Source organism: Arhodomonas sp. KWT2, from assembly GCF_041949875.1.
GTDB classification, from domain to species: Bacteria; Pseudomonadota; Gammaproteobacteria; order Nitrococcales; family Nitrococcaceae; genus Arhodomonas; species Arhodomonas aquaeolei.
This window is the reverse complement of record NZ_JBHFPQ010000017.1, coordinates 16,861-33,536: the sequence shown is the minus strand read 5'-3', so window position 1 is coordinate 33,536 and position 16,676 is coordinate 16,861. Positions and strand designations below refer to the sequence as shown.

Below are 16,676 nucleotides of genomic sequence, written 5' to 3'. Positions count from 1 at the left end.
CTGGCGGATGGCGAGCCGGGCGGGGGCGCCGATGAGGTGCTTGAGCTCGAGATCGCCGCGCTGGCAGAGGCAGTCGAGGCGGTAGCGAAAGGGGGCGCTCACCGCCTCCTCGCCGACCAGGCGGTGGGGGAGCAGCCCGGCCGGTGCGCCGAGCTCCAGGCGCAGCAGCCGCTGGTGCTGCGTGAGCTCGACGTCGAAACGATCGAGCAGCGTGTCCATGAGAGAGACATCCGTCATAGCCAATCTTCCTGATTGCTTCTCGCCCGATGAGTTTCGGGGCATCCTTGCCGCGGGTCTCACCCGCTGCTAACAGGCACTCTGCATTTGTGGCAGCCGGTCACCGACCGTGCTTCCCGCCTCACCGGGCAAGCCAGGTACCGGCGCCATCGAAGGCCCTTAGGCCACGGCCGCGGGTAACCGCTTCACCGGCACGGAACCGCCCGTGGTGCCCTCGCCTCGTCCGGTGGTCGCGATAACGCCCACCGATGACGTCCTACCCGGCATCAGCCACGCCCTTGTCCGCCTCGAGTGCAGGACTACCAAGCAGCCACTGCGCGCCGGTAATGCCATCCTCTCTGAGCTGGAGCAGCAGAGCGTTGCCATCCACTCCGGCCACCGCAGCCCCGAGGGCGATCTGGACGCCGTAAGCGGCATCGCCGGGCCAACCGCACAGCATCTCGATATCGGCACCATGCTCGGCGAGGTCCATCTGCGGATAGCGGACACTGAGCATGCCCGCCAGCTCCCCGGAACGCCCCGGCAAGCCCGGGGTATCCGTAATGATCGTATCCGCCTCGGGCAGATCGTCACATACCGATGCCGTATATTCGCCGATACAATCCTCCAACGCCTGCGACAGCCCGCGCCCCTTCCGTCTCGACACGCACGCGCTCCGCTGCCCGCGATGCAGCGTCCACGCGGTCCCCGGGGCGCCCCCCGACTCGTCCGGCACGAGCCGCCTGAACACAACAGCGCTGGCGGCCTCCCCGGCGGCCAGACCCTGCGGATGCATTACCGTCCTCAGGGCGCCTTCACGGGCGAGCTGGTCCACACCAGGGCCATTGACCAGCGACGAGGCTGACAGCCAGACCACCCATCTGGCACGGCTCCCCGGCATCGGTGCCAGACGCTCGTGAAGGTTTGCACAGTCGGCAGGAGGGCGGACCTCGACCCACTGGAACGTGACCGGCAACCGCCACCGCTCCAGCATGCCCTTCAGCCGCTCGACGACCCAGTCACGCGCAGGGGCGGCCAGTGCGGTTGTCCAGACCACATCCACGACGGCCTCTTCGGGGATGTCCGCCGTCACGAGCAGGAGTTCGTCCAGTAGTGTCCCCAGCAGTAGCCATTCGCGACAGACTATGGGGTCGCCCGGCACACCGGGGGAAGCCTCGATGAGTCCCTCTATCCGATGCACAAGTGCCGGCTCACCGCGTGGTCCCGAAAACGCGGCATCCTGCGCCGGCGCCACGGCCTCCGGCACACCGGAGGTCGACACCACACCGGCAGGGGTCAACGCCAGGGCCGCCACGAGTGCCAGCCGCCCGGCTTCAAAGCGTGGCGACGCGTCCATGGCCGGCGCCTCCGGCTTGCGGTAACGGTGCAGCCGATCGTAGATCGAGGGGCGGTGCATGGGGTCATTCCTCCCCGGCGACACGGGTGCCGAGGGTGTCGCGGATGCCCTCGATCACGCCGTCGTCCCTGATGACGTCGCGAAGCCATTCCTCCAGCGGCATGCGTCCCCATTTCACGGCCCGCTCCACCAGGTACGGCACGGGGCTGTGTGGTTCGCTCTGCCTGAAGAATCGCGAGACCCCGGCGAGCATCTCGAAGGCCTCCTCCCGGGTCTCCGGCTGGGTGCGCAGCGCCCCGTCGCGACCTCCGGCCGCCGCCGGCGCGGGGACCGTCCATACCGCCTCCCCGGCCGGCCCGTCATTCGCCTCGCCGGCCTCCTCCGGCATATCGGTGACACCGCGCTCGCGCAGCAGCCGGGCCACCAGATCGCGGCACTGCTCGAGCTCGGCCTGCAACGCCGAATACCCCGGGCCGTCGACACCGAAACAGGCGTCGCTGCAGGCCTCGAGCTGCGAAAGGGCGTCAAGACACCCCTGAAGGCCGTCGTGTCGCTCCTGCAGGAAGGCGGTGTCGCTGAGCACCACGGAACGCTGGAACAGCTCATCGTTGATCTTCCCTTCGGCGAGCGCGGCCTGCATGGCGTCCGCGTCGGCACGGGCCTGATTCTCGACCTCGCGGGATTCCTCGTAGTCGACCAGGGCGTAGCCGTTGCCCTGCACCAGCGGCAGACCGCGCGCCACTTCGGCGAGGGTCGAGGCGAGCCAGTTCAGGCGCGCCACACGCTCCTCGGGGTCGGGGTCCAGCTCCGGATACAGCGTGTCCCAGAACTGCTCCAGCAGCGTGCGCGTCAGCGTCAGCCCGAAACGGATTCCCGGGAAGCCCTCACGATGTGCCAGCCCCTCGGTGAGCCAGGCAGCGAGCTGAAGATCCTTGCTGCGACCGGCAAGCGCCTCGGAGGACAGGTGTACGACGGCCTCCCAGTCGGAGCGTTTGAGATCGACCTCCCAGTCCCCCTGGGGCAGGTAGGTCGGGTCGGCACGGCGGGCCTCCTTTATCTCGTCGAACAGCAGCGAGAACGCCAGGTCCTCGCCGCTGCCACCGTCGACCGGGGCCGTGAGCGCCTCGATGGTCAGATCGCCGAGTGTCTGCATGGCACCTTCCCTGGTGGGGGTTGCGTGATGTGCGCATCACCTCCGGCGAATGGCACGCCGCCGTTGCGGCCGTGTTTCCCCTATCGCCGCTAAAGCCAGCGGAAACGCGGGCCCCGGAGGGCCCGCGTCCGTGGTCAGGAATACACCTTGTTGCGGGTGCGATCCCAGCCGCCGGCAACGTTGCCGCCGCCCTGGCCGTCGGAACGCTTCTGCTGGGTGTAGGTGATCTTGATCCGCGCGAAGTTGAACTTGATGACCTCGGAGGGCAGGTCGTGCACGTCCTCCTGGTTGACACTCTCGTCATAGCTTGCGGCGGTGGAGGTCCCCTCCATGTTCGTGGAGGAGACGATCACCTCCTCGAGCTTGATCTCCATGTAACGCAGCTTGTCCCCGCCGGCACGGTTGACGTGGAGGGTGACATCCTTGATGTGCTGACCCTTGCAGCACGCCTCGAAGAGTTTCGCCGAGGCCTTGTCGACATACTTGCGCACGCGGAACTCGCTGAGATTGACACGCTCTGCGGAGGCGCCGCCCGCCGAGCTCGCCGTCGAGGACGTGGACTGACTCGCACCGAAGTCGAAGCTGAGCGCCTCGATCCAGTCCTTGTGCTTGTCGTCCAGGCTCTCACCGGGGATTCCGTCGATTTTCAGATACGCGTCGAATGCCATGCTCCATTGCTCCCAATTTTGCGATCGACAGATAGACACCCGCCATCCCGTGGCATGGATGTCGCTGAATACGCCGACGTCCGCTGATACAGGCCATCGCCGTTATTGGGGAGACACTGGATAAACGCCGGAGCGGGCGGGATTGCCCCATCGAACGCAGAAATGCGCGGCACTGAGCGTGGATATGACATGATTACAGCGTTCCGTGCTACTGCGCCTGACGACTCTCGCCGGTTATCAGCGCTTCCCTGGGTTGCCGCAGCGCACCGCGCGGCGGCAGCTTCCGCCGGCCGATGACGACACAACGCCCCGTCACCACCCCGGACAGAACCTAGCGCCCGCGTTCATGCAGGCGCCGTGGAAGTCATTTTTTCGCCTTCAGGCGGATTATGCAATCGCCGTCGTGGGGTAACGAGATCCCGTTCACTTCCCGTCACTGTTTGTGCACCTCGATCTCCACACGCCGGTTCGGCGCAAGGCAGTCGATCAGCCGGGCCCGGGGCAGATCGTCGCCGCAGGTGACCAGTGGCCGGCTGCTGCCGACACCGTCCGCCTCCACCAGTCCCGAAGGCACGCCCCGCCCGATGAGGTAGCGCCGCACCGTGCGGGCGCGTTGCAGCGACAGGCGCCGGTTCGCGCTATCGCTGCCCACCCGGTCGGCGTGACCGGTAATGATCACCTCCCCGAGCCTCGGCGTGTTGAGCAGCCGCTCGGCAACCTCGTCGAGCTCGTCACGCCCGGCGTCCTGGAGGCCGGCATAGTCGCCGCGGCCGAACGCAAACAGCGTATCCGAGCCGAGCATGATGGTCTCGGGACTGGACAGGGACCGTTCTAGGAGGCTGTCGATATAGCGTCTCGAGCTGGAAATCAGGAATTCGTTGCCGTCGATGCGCGGCACGTCCGGCTCATGCAGCTGCCGGGCATAGAAATCGATCTGTCGCCCCGCCCGGCGGAGGCCGCGTTCGTGTCGCGACGCCCCGCGCTCCGGGGCGTCGAGCTCTGGATACCACCACGCCGGTAGCTGGCGGATGAGGAAGTCGGGCTTCACGTCCGCCCGGGGCGAGCTGGAGAGCATGACGTAGGTGCCCAGCGCATTGCGGCCGAAACCGGCCAGGGCCTTGGCCGTGTTGCTCTCGGGCTGGGCGAAACCGGCGACACCGTCGATATGCACCGCTTCGCGAATATCGCTGTCGCGCCGGTAGACGTCGACCGTGGTCAGGGTATACAGCGATTTGGTGAGGTTGGCGGCGACGGGCTCCAGCATGATCGGCCGCAACGCGGCGAAGTAGCGCCGACGGACCGCGGCCTCGATGCGCTCTCCCTGATAGAGCCCGAAACGCATGGACCAGGGGACGCCGGTTTCGCTGTGGCGACGGTAGTAAGCCGCGGCCGCCCCCCGCAGCGTGTCGAGGGTCTGCCACGGGGCATACGCGTCCGGCCGGCCCGCGTCGTCGGACCGGGCCTGCGTCAGCGCACTGTCCAGCCGTGCGATCTCGCGGTGGTTGTACCAGGCGGACAGGGACCATACCGCGCAAAGGAGCAGCATCGCCGTGGCCCCCGCGCCGATCCATCCCCACTTGCGGCGCCGCTCGCGGGCGTGGCTCGCATACAGCCCGATAAGGTGCTGATCCGGAATAATCACACGGGTGAACAGCTCGTTGATGAAAAAGGGGCGCTCGCCGTGCGCCGCCGGCTCCCCGCCCTGCCCCGGCTCCAGGGCGAAGCGGCGATGGACGTCACGGGCCCAGGCGCCGCGGATGGCCTCTCCGTCCTGCAGGGCACTCACGAAGTAGAAACCGCGCAGCAGCGGTGCGTCCTGGTACGGGTTGGCATTGGTGAGCGCGGCGACGAACTGCTCCAGGGGACGGGCCAGTGCCGCGAACTCCAGCGGGAACTGCCACGCCACGCCGTCCTGCCGGGCCTCACGGATATCGCGCCGCACCAGATCGTCCTCGCTGACCTCCAGCCAACGGCGCCGGAGCCGCTCGAAGGCAACCCGGAACTTCTCGGACCAGTCCACGCGCTCGTGGCCGCGGTGCGCGAAGGTATGCCCGAGGACCTCACAGCGGCGCTCCTCGGAGAGGCGCTCGAAGAACGGCGCGAAGCCCTGGATCAGGTCGCACTTGGTGAACACCAGGTAGATCGGCAGGCTCGACTCCAGTGACTCGCGTGCCTCCTGTATCCGCTCGCGCAGCCGCTTGGCCAGCTGCTCGCGCCCGCTCTGATCGGTGGTGATGACGTCGCTGATGTTCACGGCCACGATCAGGCCGTTGAGCGGACAGCGTCGACGGTGGTCCCGCAGCAGCGACAGGAAGGCCTTCCACTTGCCGGCCTCGTCGCCACCGTCCATGTACCGCCCGGCGGTATCGAGCAGGATCGCATCGGCGCTGAAGAACCAGTCGCAGTGCCGCGTCCCCCCCATGCCGGCCACACGGGCATTCTCGCGCTCGGCGAACGGGAAGTTCAGGCCGGACTGGTAGATCATGGTGCTCTTGCCCGCCGCCGGCTGGCCGACAATCATGTACCAGGGCAGCTCGTAGAGCGCGTCGTTACGGCGCCAGCGGGCCCCGCCACGCTGCTTGTGCAGCCGTTCGATGGCCTGCAGGAGGCGCTCGCGGAGCAGGCTGACCTCTTCCCGGTCCTGGGGGCTGGCCTCGAATACCGCGCGGTCCGCATCATCGAGGAGCAGATGCTCCAGATTGCGCTTGCGGTCCACGCCCCGGTAGAGCAGCAGCACATACGCGGCGGAGAGCACGAGGAACGTGCCGATGCCGAACAGCAGGCTGCCGAGGGAAGAGAACCCCAGCACGACCCCGAGCCACCAGACCAGGAAGATGGCGGCGAAGAACAGCCCGCCCAGAAAGTAGGGCCGGTACTTCAGGAACCAGTACTTGAGCAGCGACCATCTCAGGCGTTTCATGCGTCCCATCCGTTGGCGATGTCCCGTTCCAGCAGTTCCGTAAAGCGGGCGGTGAATTCGGCCAGCGGGAGGCGCTCGTCGGGCAGAGCAAGCGTCCCGGGATGCCATACACCTGTGCCGAATGCGGCCAGAACGTCATGGCCGTGATCCCCGCCGTCACGGCCGGCGAGCAAGGGGTAGAAGTGGCCGGCATCGTCCGACGGCGGCACCAGCAGCAACCGCGGGCGCATGAAGTCGTCGAACAGCAGACTCATGGCCGGCGAGGGCTCCGGGCCGGGCAGCTGCTCACCGAGCCATCGATGCCACAGATCGGCCACCGAGCGTTTCAGCCCGCGCTCCGCGGGCAGGGGCAGAAACGCCGTCGGGCGACGTCGACCATAACGCCACTGCCCCATCAGCACGGCAAGACGGTGAAGACAGGCGCCGGTGACGAACTCCGGCCAGCCCTGGCGAAGCGTCGCCGCGATGTCGGCGAAGCTGAAATCCTCGAGCAGGCGCGCGTGTACGCGCTCGTACAGGGCGATGTCCTCGTCGCTCAGTGCCCGCAACTCACGGATCTGCCCGCCGGGATCGGTGGTGGCATCTCCGTGCACCGCGTTGATCAGGATCGGGCGGATCCGCCCGGCAAACATCTCGCAGAGCGTGTGCACGCAACCGATCGGCACGTGGCGCCGCCACGCCTCGATCACCTGGAAAACCAGGAACGGATAGCGTCGCCCGCTGGCATCGCAGGAACTGATCATGCCCCCGATCACGTCGCTGCCGTCCCGGGCGCGGAAACCGAAATACACGATGGGCAGCGCATCGAAACACGCGATCCAGTCCGGCTGCTCCGAGAGCTCGAGCAGCCCTGCCTGCAACCGACCGTCGAGCTCGCGAACGGCATCGCCGGCGGCGTTCACACCGATGAAATCGGCACACGAGGGCACCTTTCCGAAGCAGCCGATCATTGCCATTGCCCGCTCACTGCGCCAGCTCCGGAATGGACAGCGAGCGGATCCGCTGCAGGTCCGTGATGCTCACACCGCCGAAATTGCGCACCTGGAAACTGACGGCGCCGGCGTAGGTCCGCCAGCTCAGGCGCTGCCTCGCCCGGTCGACGGCACTCACGTGCGCGCTGCCGATCATCCGCAGCAACCCCCAGCGGTTGGGATAGTCGAAGACCGTGTGACGGCGGCCATTGCGGGTGACGACGTCGAGCCGTGCCCCGGGGGTTTTCGCCTCGCCGGGCCAGACCATGCGTTTCCATTCCTGGCGGTTGTTGCGGTAGTGAAGCGTCTGCCCGTCTATCGTGAGGATGATGTCGGTGAGTCCGGGGGAGGGATTCATCCGCACCTCGAAGCCATTGCGCAGATCGGAGAGGCTGTCGACCACCCGTCCCAGCTCCCGCGCCCTGTCGATGCTCTCTATCATCCGCGGGTCCACCAGCCCGGCCTCGCCATCGTCCTCTCCGCCGGCGAGGTCGCCGATCTCCTCGTCGCGGAACGTCGCCAGCAGACCGCTGTCCGGATCGATGAAATGCGATACGTCGCGCACCGACGCCTCGTTGACGGAATCGGCCACCGGATAACGTCCCGCTACCATCTGCTGCCACGGTGTATGGATCCGCTCGTCCCAGGCCTTGTTGAGCTGATGGCGAGCAGGGCCGTTCAGGGCCTGCCAGGTGTTCTCCACCGGCGTTTCGAACAGCGGCCGCAGCGTACTCACCAGGGCCACGCGGGAGGTGTCCACCTGAGCGGCTACGAAGTTGCGCAGCACACTGACCTCCGTGGTCTTGCCGGTCAGCGTCGCCGCGATCAGCGCCTTGCTCCGGCTGCCCGGGCTGCGGGCCTTGCGGATGGTGTCGACCCGTACCTTGAGCTGACGCAGATCGAGCAGATAACGGCTGAGCAGGGACTCCTCGCTGCCGCTCGCGCGCTCGGCAACCAGCAGACGTGCCACGGGGCGGAAATGCGCCGCCAGCGCACCGTCTTTCAGGCGCGGGAGTGACGCCCGGTCGAGCCCGCTGGAAACACGCTCCCCTGCGCCATCGAACACCCCCGCGACGCGCCCCCAGAAGCCCGCCTCCGGTTCCCCGTCCGGCTCCCGGTCGCCGAGCGCGTCCGGGGCGTCCCAGGCGGTATTGCGGTGCACGGCCTCGAGCACCTGCCGCAACGGGGACTTCTGCAGGTCACCGAGCCGGGCAAGGCCCGCACTGGCCTCCTCCAGGGTGGCGAAATCCGCCACGTGGGTGTTGCGCAGGAAACGCTCCCAGGCCCGTGCGTAGTCACGTTTGTAACGACGCATGAGCTGACGCACGAAACGGGCCTTCGAGCGGACCTCGTCGTCGCTGTCGCCGTCGTCCAGCACCCAGTCCGACTGCTGCCTGAGATCCCCGGACACGGTTTCGGCCAGTGCGGGACGCAGATACTCCCGCCACACGCGGCGCGTGTAGAAGGCCGGTACCGAATGCCGCGCGTAGAGCAGCCGGCCCGGCATGTCGGGGGCCATGTCCGCGAGCGTCAGCGACTCGTAACGGTCCTCGACCTCCAGCTGGTATTTGAGATAGGCACGGTCGACGAGCGTGTTGTCGATCAGGAAGGCGTTGAGACTCGCCCGCGCACGCTTGACCAGCGCCGGATCGCGCGTCAGGGCCGGCGCCTCGCCGGCACGGAGATAGTCCGTATACAGCTCGCTGTTGGCATCGATCACCCCCGGGGCCGTCCGCGGGTTCACGCGGTGCCACAGCCTGGGCAGGGCACCGGCGACGAACGCCCCCTGATCGTCGTGGCGCTGCGGCGCCGTCAGGATCAGGTAGAGCTTGAGAACCGAATACCCCTCGATCAGCCGCTCGACGTCGCCCTGGTCCAGCTCCGCCAGGAACGCCTCGGACAACGACGGCCCGGCATCCCCCGCCCCCCCGCCATCGGCGTCACCGCCGCCGATGGACGACAGCGTCTCGCCGGGATTGCGCAGCCGCCGCTCGAGCTGATTGCGGGCATCGCTGCGCGCCGACCACCAGGCATCCCGGACGCTGTCGGTGGTCCGCGAACTCGCCTCGCTCCGCACCCGGCTGCGCGCCTCGGACAGGCTCGTGGGCATGCTGCCCAGCGTCGGCCTTGTGGTGGCGCGCTCACGCACGCGCTCCACCGCCTTGTCGCCCATCGACGCGGCCTCGCCCCGCAGCGCGGCCGCCGCCCCGGACGCCCCTCCGGTCCCGGCGGCATCCCGCGGTGCGGCGCCGGCGGACGGTACCGCCCCGGTCCGTTCGGCAAAGGCATGGAGGGCGATCAGCCGGCGGCGCAGGTGCGCGACCACAGGCTCGAGCGCCTGCTCGCGCATCAGCCTCGACCAGCTCGTCTTCAGCTCCGGCGCGAGGGCCGGTCCCTGGTAGAGGCCCGCCCCCCAGAGCACCGGCACGCCCGTCTCGTCGAAGCGCGCAATGCGTTCCAGGTGGTCATGCCAGCCCGCCAGCAGCCGGCCACGCTGGTACACGTCCAGCGGGCGGCTGTCGCCGGCGGCGACCAGATCCGAGGCGATCGCCTGCTGCCATTCGCGGTTGTGCCAGGCCGAACCGGCGAGTAGCGCGACGACGCCGACCGTCACCACGGCCGCGGCGATCAGCAGCAGCGGCGACCAGCCCCGCGAGGCCTGGTAGAGGCTGAGATTCCGGTCGGGGAATATGACCTGGCGGAACGCGTCGGCGATGAAGAAGCTGCGCTGGCCACCACCGGCCACCACCCGGGGCGCGGGATCGGCCGACGCACCGGCCGCTGCGTCGGCGGACGCCGGATCGCCGGAGCCGCGTCCGGAGAGGGCGAAGGTCTCGCGGACCTGGTCGTCGAGCAGCGCAGGCAGCGGATCGCCGTCCTGCAGCGCGCTGGTGAAGTAGAGCCCCCGGAGCAACGGCGCATCGTCGGGATGACGGCGCCGATCGAGACGTGCGATGAAGTCGTGCAGCACCTCGCCGAGCTCCGCGAAATAGTCGGGGAAACGCAGCAGCGCGCTGTCGCAGCGCTCCCCCTCCTCGGCAAGACGCCGGTCCACCCGGTCACGCAGGCCGGCCACGAGCGCCGGGAACCGGCGCTCGAACGCACCGGCGACCCCGCGGTTGCGGACGTCCTCCAGGGAGAACGTCACCCCCCAGGGCGTCTGGCGTTCCTGCACGTCCAGGCCGGCGAACGTGTCGAGGAAGCCGGGCAGCAGGTCCGCCTTGCTGAAGAACAGGTAGACAGGGGGATCCCCCCCGAGACAGCGACGGTACTCGTCGATCCGCGTCGTGAGCCGCTCGGCCAGGGCCTGATCCTCGCTCCGGCTCTGTTCGAGCAGCTCGGGCAGGCTGACCACCAGGATCAACCCGTTGATTGCCGGCTTGCGGCGCTGTCGCCGCAGCGTGCGGAGGAAGTCCGCGAACTCCGCCGCGGGCTCGTCGTCGACCAGGTAGCGCCCGGCGGTATCGACCAGCACCGCGTCCCGGCTGAAGTACCAGTCACAGTGCTGCGTGCCACTGAGTGCCGAACTGCCGGCGCCGCCCGCCATGGCCGCCGACAGCGACGAACGGCTCAGAAGCGATGTCTTGCCGGAGGCCGACAGGCCCATGACGAGATACCAGGGCAGCTCGTAGAGCGAGGCACGCCCGCCGTCCATCGAGCGCGCGGCACGCTGCATCGACAGGGCGTGCTGCAGGCGTTCCCGCAGGATGCGGTAATCGCCGCTGCCCTCCGCCTGTTCCGCCCCCTCGCGGTGGACCTCCAGCTCCACCAGGCTCTCGATATTGCGCTCGGCGCGGATACGGTGGTACTGGCGCAGCACGACGGCGAACAGCCACAGCGCGGTCCACAGCGCCATGACCATGAAGATCGTGTCGCGCTCGCGGATCCACAGCGGCAACAGCACGACTGACAGGGCGAGCCCGGCGAGCCAGAGCAGGATGGAGACCGGCCAGAATCCCTTCAGGGCCTTGAGTATGCGTTTCAAACGATCCATGTTCGCCACCCGCCGCTACAGACTGAACAGGGCGCCGATACGCTGGATCAGTACCTCGCTCTCGCTGCCGAGCCACCAGCGCAGTCCGCCATAGACGGCCAGGCAGATCAGCGCCATGAACAGCAGGTACACCCACAGCGGGATCTCGTGGCGCAGCAGCTGACTGACCTGGTCCGGCAGCTGCCACTGCTCGCGCGCGTCCTCCGGGGCACGGCGGTAACGGGCGATGTCCTGGCCCAGGGTGTTGGCGATGTAGCGCAGCTGGTCACGGTTGTCGAGGCTGAACTTGCCCTCGAACCCCAGTGCCAGACAGCGATGGTAGACCTCGAGCACATCGAGGTTGCCACGCACATCCACGCGCAGCGCCTCCAGGCGCTCGAAGAACCCCTCCCCCGCCAGGTGGACGCCGAAATACTTGTACTGGAAGGGGTGCATCTCCAGGTGGCCGCGGATATTGTCCGCGCCCCCCTTGAGCACGCTCTCGTCGAGAAAGGCACAGAGCGCGTACTGGGCGTCGCGCACGGCCTCGACGCTGTAGCGTGCGTGCCGGGCCTGCTTCTCGAAGGCGATGAACCACTCGTCCACCCGCTCCGCGAAACGCTCGACGCTCGACGCCTGTTCGCCACGGCGCACCATCAGGATCATGGACAGGAAATCGCGCGAGAACGCGGCGAGCGTTGCGGGCTCTGCCACGTTCCCCGACACGGACAGGGCTTCGTTCATTTCACTACCGCCATGAGTTCGATGCTGAGACTGGGAAATCCGCTGGGGACGTAGAATGAGATCGCCTGCGCGGCCATCATCCGTTCATAGCCGCTGCCGTGGGGCTCCAGCGCGAAGTAGTGGTTGTCCAGTCGCACCGGAATCGCGCTCGGCAGCCGCGTGGCGTGCTCGAGCCGCACCCCCGGCAGCGCGGTGTTGACCACCACCTCGATGTCATCCGGCGAGCCGACCTTGAAGGCCCTCGGCACGAGTTCGATCAGCCGGGCACCGGGCATATCCGCATGGACGCTGATGTAGAACTCGGCCCGGGTGAGACGCTCGTCTTCCAGGCGGGCGAGGTAGTAGGACGGGCGCGTCTGCTCCAGCGGAATCGAGATGTACTGGTTGGGGATGACGATATCCAGCAACTCCCGCACCGTCCCCTCCAGCCGGGAGAGCGACGCGGCGGGATCGCGGTGGTCATACTCGGGGATATCGCCAAGGCGGTGCGCCATGGAGAACGTCATCAGGCTCGCCGCCAGCTCGGCCAGGAAACAGTACAGCCGCTCCGGATGCAGGGACGGGTGCGCCCGCAGGTGCGCCAGCCGCGGCCATGCCTGATTGATCGTGTAGAGCAGCCAGAACAGGGTCACGTCGCTGGAACCGAACTCGGCGACCTGGTCGGCACGTTCACGCCGGCGCCCCGAAAGGACCTCGCTCCGGGCACCAAGCAGCCCGAGCAGACGGTCGGCGATCTCCCGCGGCAGTGCCGCCGTATCCAGATGCAGCGCCGGCGGCATGAACTCGCGCTGTTCCAGGCCCAGCCGCCCGGCGGAGTTACGCGATAGCAGGCCGATCGGGCAATGGGTGTAGCCCTCCAGCTCGTCGGTCTCGAGCATCAGCACGGTGGCGTGCTCCAGCATCCCCAGCTCGTTCTCCAGCGCCCCCTCGTTGAGGTCCGGCATAGTCTCGAAGCGCTGCACATAACGCCGCTGCCCCTGCCGGGAGTCGTGTCCCTCGTCCGCATAACTGGGCGCGTACGGCTCGAGCAGCCGCAACGCGGCGTGGACGCGCACCTTGCCGTCCAGCGCGAGGTCGCCGAGATCGCGCGCCGGCGGCAGCGGATCGTGCTGCGGGGCGTCGACGAACGTGCCGTCCGGGAACACCAGCTTGAGACGGGTCAGCCTGAGGGTGCCGCGCTCCAGGGCGCTTTCGTCGAAGGCGAGGGCCTGAACCCCCCAGTCGAAGGGCGTGTTCCGTCGGCCCAGCTCCACCGTGTTGCGCTGGTGGTATTCATCCTGATACTGAAAATGCTGCGGCAGGAGGAACATTCCCTCCGACCACATGATCCGGTTCCGTTTGCTCACGCTAGCCTTCCAGTTCCATTGGCCGACATTCGCATTCCACCGGGCCGTCCCGGTCCGTCACTGCCGGGCGAGCAGGTCGCTCCCCCGCTCGACGAAGACGTGCTCACCATCGAGCCGGAGCATCACGCCGTCGGAGGACCACAGCACACCGTCGTCGCGGAGCGCCTCGGCGTCGAAGGCGACACGCCACTCCCCACCGTCGGGGTTGCGGAAGAACACCGCCACACCCAGGTACTGCGCCCGTGGCGACAGTGCCGCCGAGTCCGTGCGCGCCTGGCCCGGCAGCAGGGTCATCTCGCGTTTGGACAGGAGTGCCGCCCCGAGCACCCCCGCGTCGTCGCCCCACAGCTGCGCCATGGATGCCTGCATGAACGGGTCAAGCTCACCGAGCTGGTAGGTCCGCACCACCACCGAAAGCGCCCGGCCCGTCGCGTCCGGGTTGACCGTCTCCGTGGCGGTCACCGTCACCCGTGCCTCGGGGTTCTGGCTGAACAGCATGTCGCCGGCCCAGGACCCGTCCACCTGATTACCCATCCGGTCGGCGATACCACAGCCCCCGAGGGCCAGGGCGATCAGGCAGGACAGCAGCAGCCAATGCACTCGAATTCCAGTCATTTCCGGCAACACCCCGACACCCGTTTCCAGACAATCCGCCCCTCGATCCGCAAGGCCCCCTATGGGCCGCTGCAAATCAGCGCGTTTGGCGGGAAGAGGTAATCGCGGGACCGATACGCCGGCTGCGCAGCGTCCCTGCGCCGGCTGGACGGGGCCCTGCGGGCCAGCTCCGTCGCCGGCACTGCACGTGCCGGCACCACGGCCGGACGATGGTGGAACGACGACCCGGGGAAAGGCGCTGGCGATCAGTCCGGGTATGCCCTCGCGGGCACAGCGGGCGCTGCTGGACACGGACAACGATCGCAGCGACCCATCCCGGTCCTGCCACCGTCATGCGCTCGACTCCTCCGCCGGAACAGGCTTCGCGACACGTCCGTGAAACGGGTCCGGGACCTCCGCACCTCCGGGCCCCGACAACGATCAGGGCGCAGCACGCGGAGCGGCGCCGGAGACGCCCCATCGGCAAGGCGGCTCTGTCCCGCACCGAAGGCAGGACACAACGCACCGATGGACCGATTCACGGCCGGGAGACGGGAAGCTAGCGAGAGGATACGAACACGAGCAATCACCTTCCCTTGGCATAGTCAGTTCGCGCTTGGCGAAAGATACAATACACTCGTGCTGGCATGGAATGCTACATTCCCGGTAAAGTCTTACGGCGCGTTCATGGAACAGAACCGAGCCAATGCAGACACATGACACGGAACAGTCGCGGCGCCTGACCGCCCTTCTCACGATGGCAATGCTGGTCGTCCTGGCCGGGTGTAGCACGCCGCCACCCCGGAGCGGCCCGGCGTTCAAGCCGGCGGAGCGGTTCGTCGGCACCCTCCCCTGCGAGGACTGCGGCGGCATACGCACGGACCTCGTCATCCACCGCGATCCCGAGACCGGCAGACCTTCCGGATTCCTACTCAACCGCGAGCGCATCGACGCCGCCGGCGGCGAGCGGACCAGCTCGGCCTGGGGGAGCTGGGAGGTCGCCCGTCCCGCTGAAGGGAAGACGCCGGCGCGCTATCACATGACGCCGGAAATCGGCCGCGAGCTTTACTACGAGCGCCGGTCCAACGGCGCACTCCAGCCCGTGAGCACCCAGGGTGAGAGACTCACGGGCGCCGACGGGCGGGCGGTGGTCCTGGAACCGCGACCCGTGCGGTTCCCGCCGACCACCGCGACAGCAATGCAACGGCCCGACACGGCAGAGGACTGACCGGCACGGCCGCAGACCACAACGGGTATGGCGCAACAGGGAGTACGCGCTGATATGCACACCGCCGAGCACCACGACCCGCAGGCGCCGCCCCTGCCACCGCAGGCGTACCGCCCCCCGGCGACGGGCCGGCGGCATGCGGCCTCCGGCGTGGAGTCCGCGCGATGAGCCAGCCTTTCGACGTCGAGGGGTTCATCCGCTCACGCAAGAACACCCGCACCATCTCGGAACTGCTCAGGGCCCAGGCGGCGGACTACCTCGGCACGGTCTCTCCACTGGTCAAGCCCCAGACACTGTTCGGTGAGTACCTCACCGGCGCGCCCCGCGGGAGCACCCGGGAGGCGCATCACAATTTCAAGGAATTCAAAACGCTGTATGAGCGTCACGCAAGCGGCCGGCCGTTCAGCCTCATGAACGAGCTGGAGGTGCCACTGGACCTCCTCGACTCGACCCCGACGCTGTATCCCCTCGAGCACGATCACGCGATCGACGGCATCGAGGGCACCATCCGTGTCCTCAGTCCCACGCGCTGGGTCATCGGCTACAGCAGCTTCGAGCTCACCCGCTTCCGGCGGATCACCCGGGACGCCAACCGCAGCAACTCGGAGCTCCATCGCTTCGTCGTGCACTACCTGATGGCCTTCTACTGCTTCAGCAAGGCCGGCGGCCTCGGCCGCCTGTTCAAGGGCCTGCGCTTCCCGGTCACGTTCCAGACGCTGGACGATTTCGGCGAGATGCCGTTCTGCGTAATCAACGCCCCCGTCGCCGCGCACCTGCCCGACGACCGCGTCATCCGGCACAGCACCGAGATATCCGGCAGCCGCACCTTCGAGGAGCTGGTCAGCCGCGAGGACATCGACGCCATGGAAGACGGCGTCCGGACCCAACTGCTCCAGGCCCTGGCATCCGGCGGGGAACAGTAGACCGACCCCAATCACTGGCCTGCCCAAAAGGAGTGACGCATGGCCAAGAACGAAAGCACCCAGAAAAAGCTCTCCCGCGTACGCGCCCCGCGGGTGCACCTGACCTACGACGTGGAGATCGGCGACAGCATCGAGAAGAAGGAGCTGCCCTTCGTCGTCGGCGTGATGGGCAACTACAGCGGCAACCCGCTGGAGCCGCCGCCGCGGCTGAAGGAGCGCAAGTTCGTCAACATCGACCGCGACAACTTCGACAGCGTGCTCAAGGGCATGAAGCCCCGCCTGAGCTTTCGCGTCGACAACACCCTGGCAGGCGACGACAGCCAGCTGCCGGTGGAGCTCAACTTCAACTCGATGGAGGACTTCGAGCCCGAGAACGTCGTCCGCCAGGTCGAACCGCTGCGCAAGCTCCTCGAGGTCCGCGGCAAGCTCGCCGACCTGCGCAACAAGATGGGCGGCAACGACCGGCTCGAAGAGCTGCTCATGGATGTCCTCCAGAACACCGAGAAGCTCAAGGCACTCGGCCAGGAGCTGGGTCGGGAGGCCGCCGTGGATTCGAAACAGGATGGCGAGTAACAGGTAAAGG

Annotated in this window: 13 protein-coding genes; 3 read left to right on the top strand and 10 right to left on the bottom strand. The window is 67.8% G+C overall.

From position 1 onward, the window contains the following. From ACEZHJ_RS00685 to tssJ, 10 genes are all read right to left on the bottom strand, one after another. On the bottom strand, positions 1 to 237 hold a 237-nt coding region (locus ACEZHJ_RS00685; protein WP_375036125.1), incomplete at its 3' end, for a hypothetical protein. Positions 238 to 493: 256 nt separating this feature from the next. Next, positions 494 to 1,633 (bottom strand): hypothetical protein, encoded by a 1,140-nt coding sequence (locus tag ACEZHJ_RS00680; RefSeq protein ID WP_163139617.1) that lies wholly within the window; start codon positions 1,631 to 1,633, stop codon positions 494 to 496. Positions 1,634 to 1,637: 4 nt separating this feature from the next. Then, entirely contained in the window at positions 1,638 to 2,726 is a 1,089-nt protein-coding gene (gene tssA, locus ACEZHJ_RS00675; protein WP_163139619.1) for a type VI secretion system protein TssA, read from the bottom strand. A gap of 134 nt (positions 2,727 to 2,860) precedes the next feature. Further along, entirely contained in the window at positions 2,861 to 3,394 is a 534-nt protein-coding gene (locus ACEZHJ_RS00670) for a type VI secretion system tube protein Hcp (protein ID WP_018718760.1), read from the bottom strand. A gap of 433 nt (positions 3,395 to 3,827) precedes the next feature. Next, on the bottom strand, positions 3,828 to 6,314 hold the full coding sequence (tssM, locus tag ACEZHJ_RS00665; RefSeq protein ID WP_018718759.1) for a type VI secretion system membrane subunit TssM: 2,487 nt from the start codon (positions 6,312 to 6,314) through the stop codon (positions 3,828 to 3,830). Then, positions 6,311 to 7,270, bottom strand: coding sequence for a type VI secretion system-associated protein TagF (tagF, locus tag ACEZHJ_RS00660; protein WP_240466203.1), 960 nt, complete (start codon positions 7,268 to 7,270; stop codon positions 6,311 to 6,313). The genes tssM and tagF overlap by 4 nt, the downstream gene beginning before the upstream one ends. Before the next feature lie 7 nt (positions 7,271 to 7,277). After that, a complete protein-coding gene (locus ACEZHJ_RS00655) occupies positions 7,278 to 11,279 on the bottom strand; it encodes a type VI secretion protein IcmF/TssM N-terminal domain-containing protein (RefSeq protein WP_163139621.1) in 4,002 nt (1,333 codons plus the stop codon). Positions 11,280 to 11,294: 15 nt separating this feature from the next. Beyond that, positions 11,295 to 12,002, bottom strand: a complete 708-nt coding sequence (gene icmH, locus ACEZHJ_RS00650) for a type IVB secretion system protein IcmH/DotU (RefSeq protein WP_163139623.1) — start codon at positions 12,000 to 12,002, stop codon at positions 11,295 to 11,297. Then, a complete protein-coding gene (gene tssK, locus ACEZHJ_RS00645) occupies positions 11,999 to 13,348 on the bottom strand; it encodes a type VI secretion system baseplate subunit TssK (RefSeq protein ID WP_163139625.1) in 1,350 nt (449 codons plus the stop codon). The genes icmH and tssK overlap by 4 nt, the downstream gene beginning before the upstream one ends. Positions 13,349 to 13,405: 57 nt before the next feature. After that, positions 13,406 to 13,963, bottom strand: a complete 558-nt coding sequence (tssJ, locus tag ACEZHJ_RS00640) for a type VI secretion system lipoprotein TssJ (protein ID WP_084594199.1) — start codon at positions 13,961 to 13,963, stop codon at positions 13,406 to 13,408. 685 nt (positions 13,964 to 14,648) lie between these two features. Between tssJ and ACEZHJ_RS00635 the strand changes: the two genes are divergently transcribed. From ACEZHJ_RS00635 to tssB, 3 genes are all read left to right on the top strand, one after another. Further along, on the top strand, positions 14,649 to 15,170 hold the full coding sequence (locus tag ACEZHJ_RS00635) for a copper resistance protein NlpE N-terminal domain-containing protein (protein ID WP_018718753.1): 522 nt from the start codon (positions 14,649 to 14,651) through the stop codon (positions 15,168 to 15,170). A 164-nt stretch (positions 15,171 to 15,334) separates the two neighbouring features. After that, positions 15,335 to 16,093, top strand: a complete 759-nt coding sequence (locus ACEZHJ_RS00630) for a hypothetical protein (protein WP_018718752.1) — start codon at positions 15,335 to 15,337, stop codon at positions 16,091 to 16,093. A gap of 39 nt (positions 16,094 to 16,132) precedes the next feature. Then, a complete protein-coding gene (gene tssB / locus ACEZHJ_RS00625) occupies positions 16,133 to 16,666 on the top strand; it encodes a type VI secretion system contractile sheath small subunit (RefSeq protein ID WP_018718751.1) in 534 nt (177 codons plus the stop codon). The last annotated feature ends 10 nt before the right edge of the window (positions 16,667 to 16,676 follow it).

Coding starts and splice junctions, on each gene's coding strand:
- tssJ (WP_084594199.1), bottom strand. CDS start 13,963: ATGACTGGAATTCGAGTGCATTGGCTGCTGCTGTCCTGCCTGATCGCC.
- ACEZHJ_RS00655 (WP_163139621.1), bottom strand. CDS start 11,279: ATGGATCGTTTGAAACGCATACTCAAGGCCCTGAAGGGATTCTGGCCG.
- ACEZHJ_RS00630 (WP_018718752.1), top strand. CDS start 15,335: ATGAGCCAGCCTTTCGACGTCGAGGGGTTCATCCGCTCACGCAAGAAC.
- tagF (WP_240466203.1), bottom strand. CDS start 7,270: ATGGCAATGATCGGCTGCTTCGGAAAGGTGCCCTCGTGTGCCGATTTC.
- tssM (WP_018718759.1), bottom strand. CDS start 6,314: ATGAAACGCCTGAGATGGTCGCTGCTCAAGTACTGGTTCCTGAAGTAC.
- tssB (WP_018718751.1), top strand. CDS start 16,133: ATGGCCAAGAACGAAAGCACCCAGAAAAAGCTCTCCCGCGTACGCGCC.
- icmH (WP_163139623.1), bottom strand. CDS start 12,002: ATGAACGAAGCCCTGTCCGTGTCGGGGAACGTGGCAGAGCCCGCAACG.
- tssA (WP_163139619.1), bottom strand. CDS start 2,726: ATGCAGACACTCGGCGATCTGACCATCGAGGCGCTCACGGCCCCGGTC.
- ACEZHJ_RS00680 (WP_163139617.1), bottom strand. CDS start 1,633: ATGCACCGCCCCTCGATCTACGATCGGCTGCACCGTTACCGCAAGCCG.
- ACEZHJ_RS00635 (WP_018718753.1), top strand. CDS start 14,649: ATGCAGACACATGACACGGAACAGTCGCGGCGCCTGACCGCCCTTCTC.
- ACEZHJ_RS00670 (WP_018718760.1), bottom strand. CDS start 3,394: ATGGCATTCGACGCGTATCTGAAAATCGACGGAATCCCCGGTGAGAGC.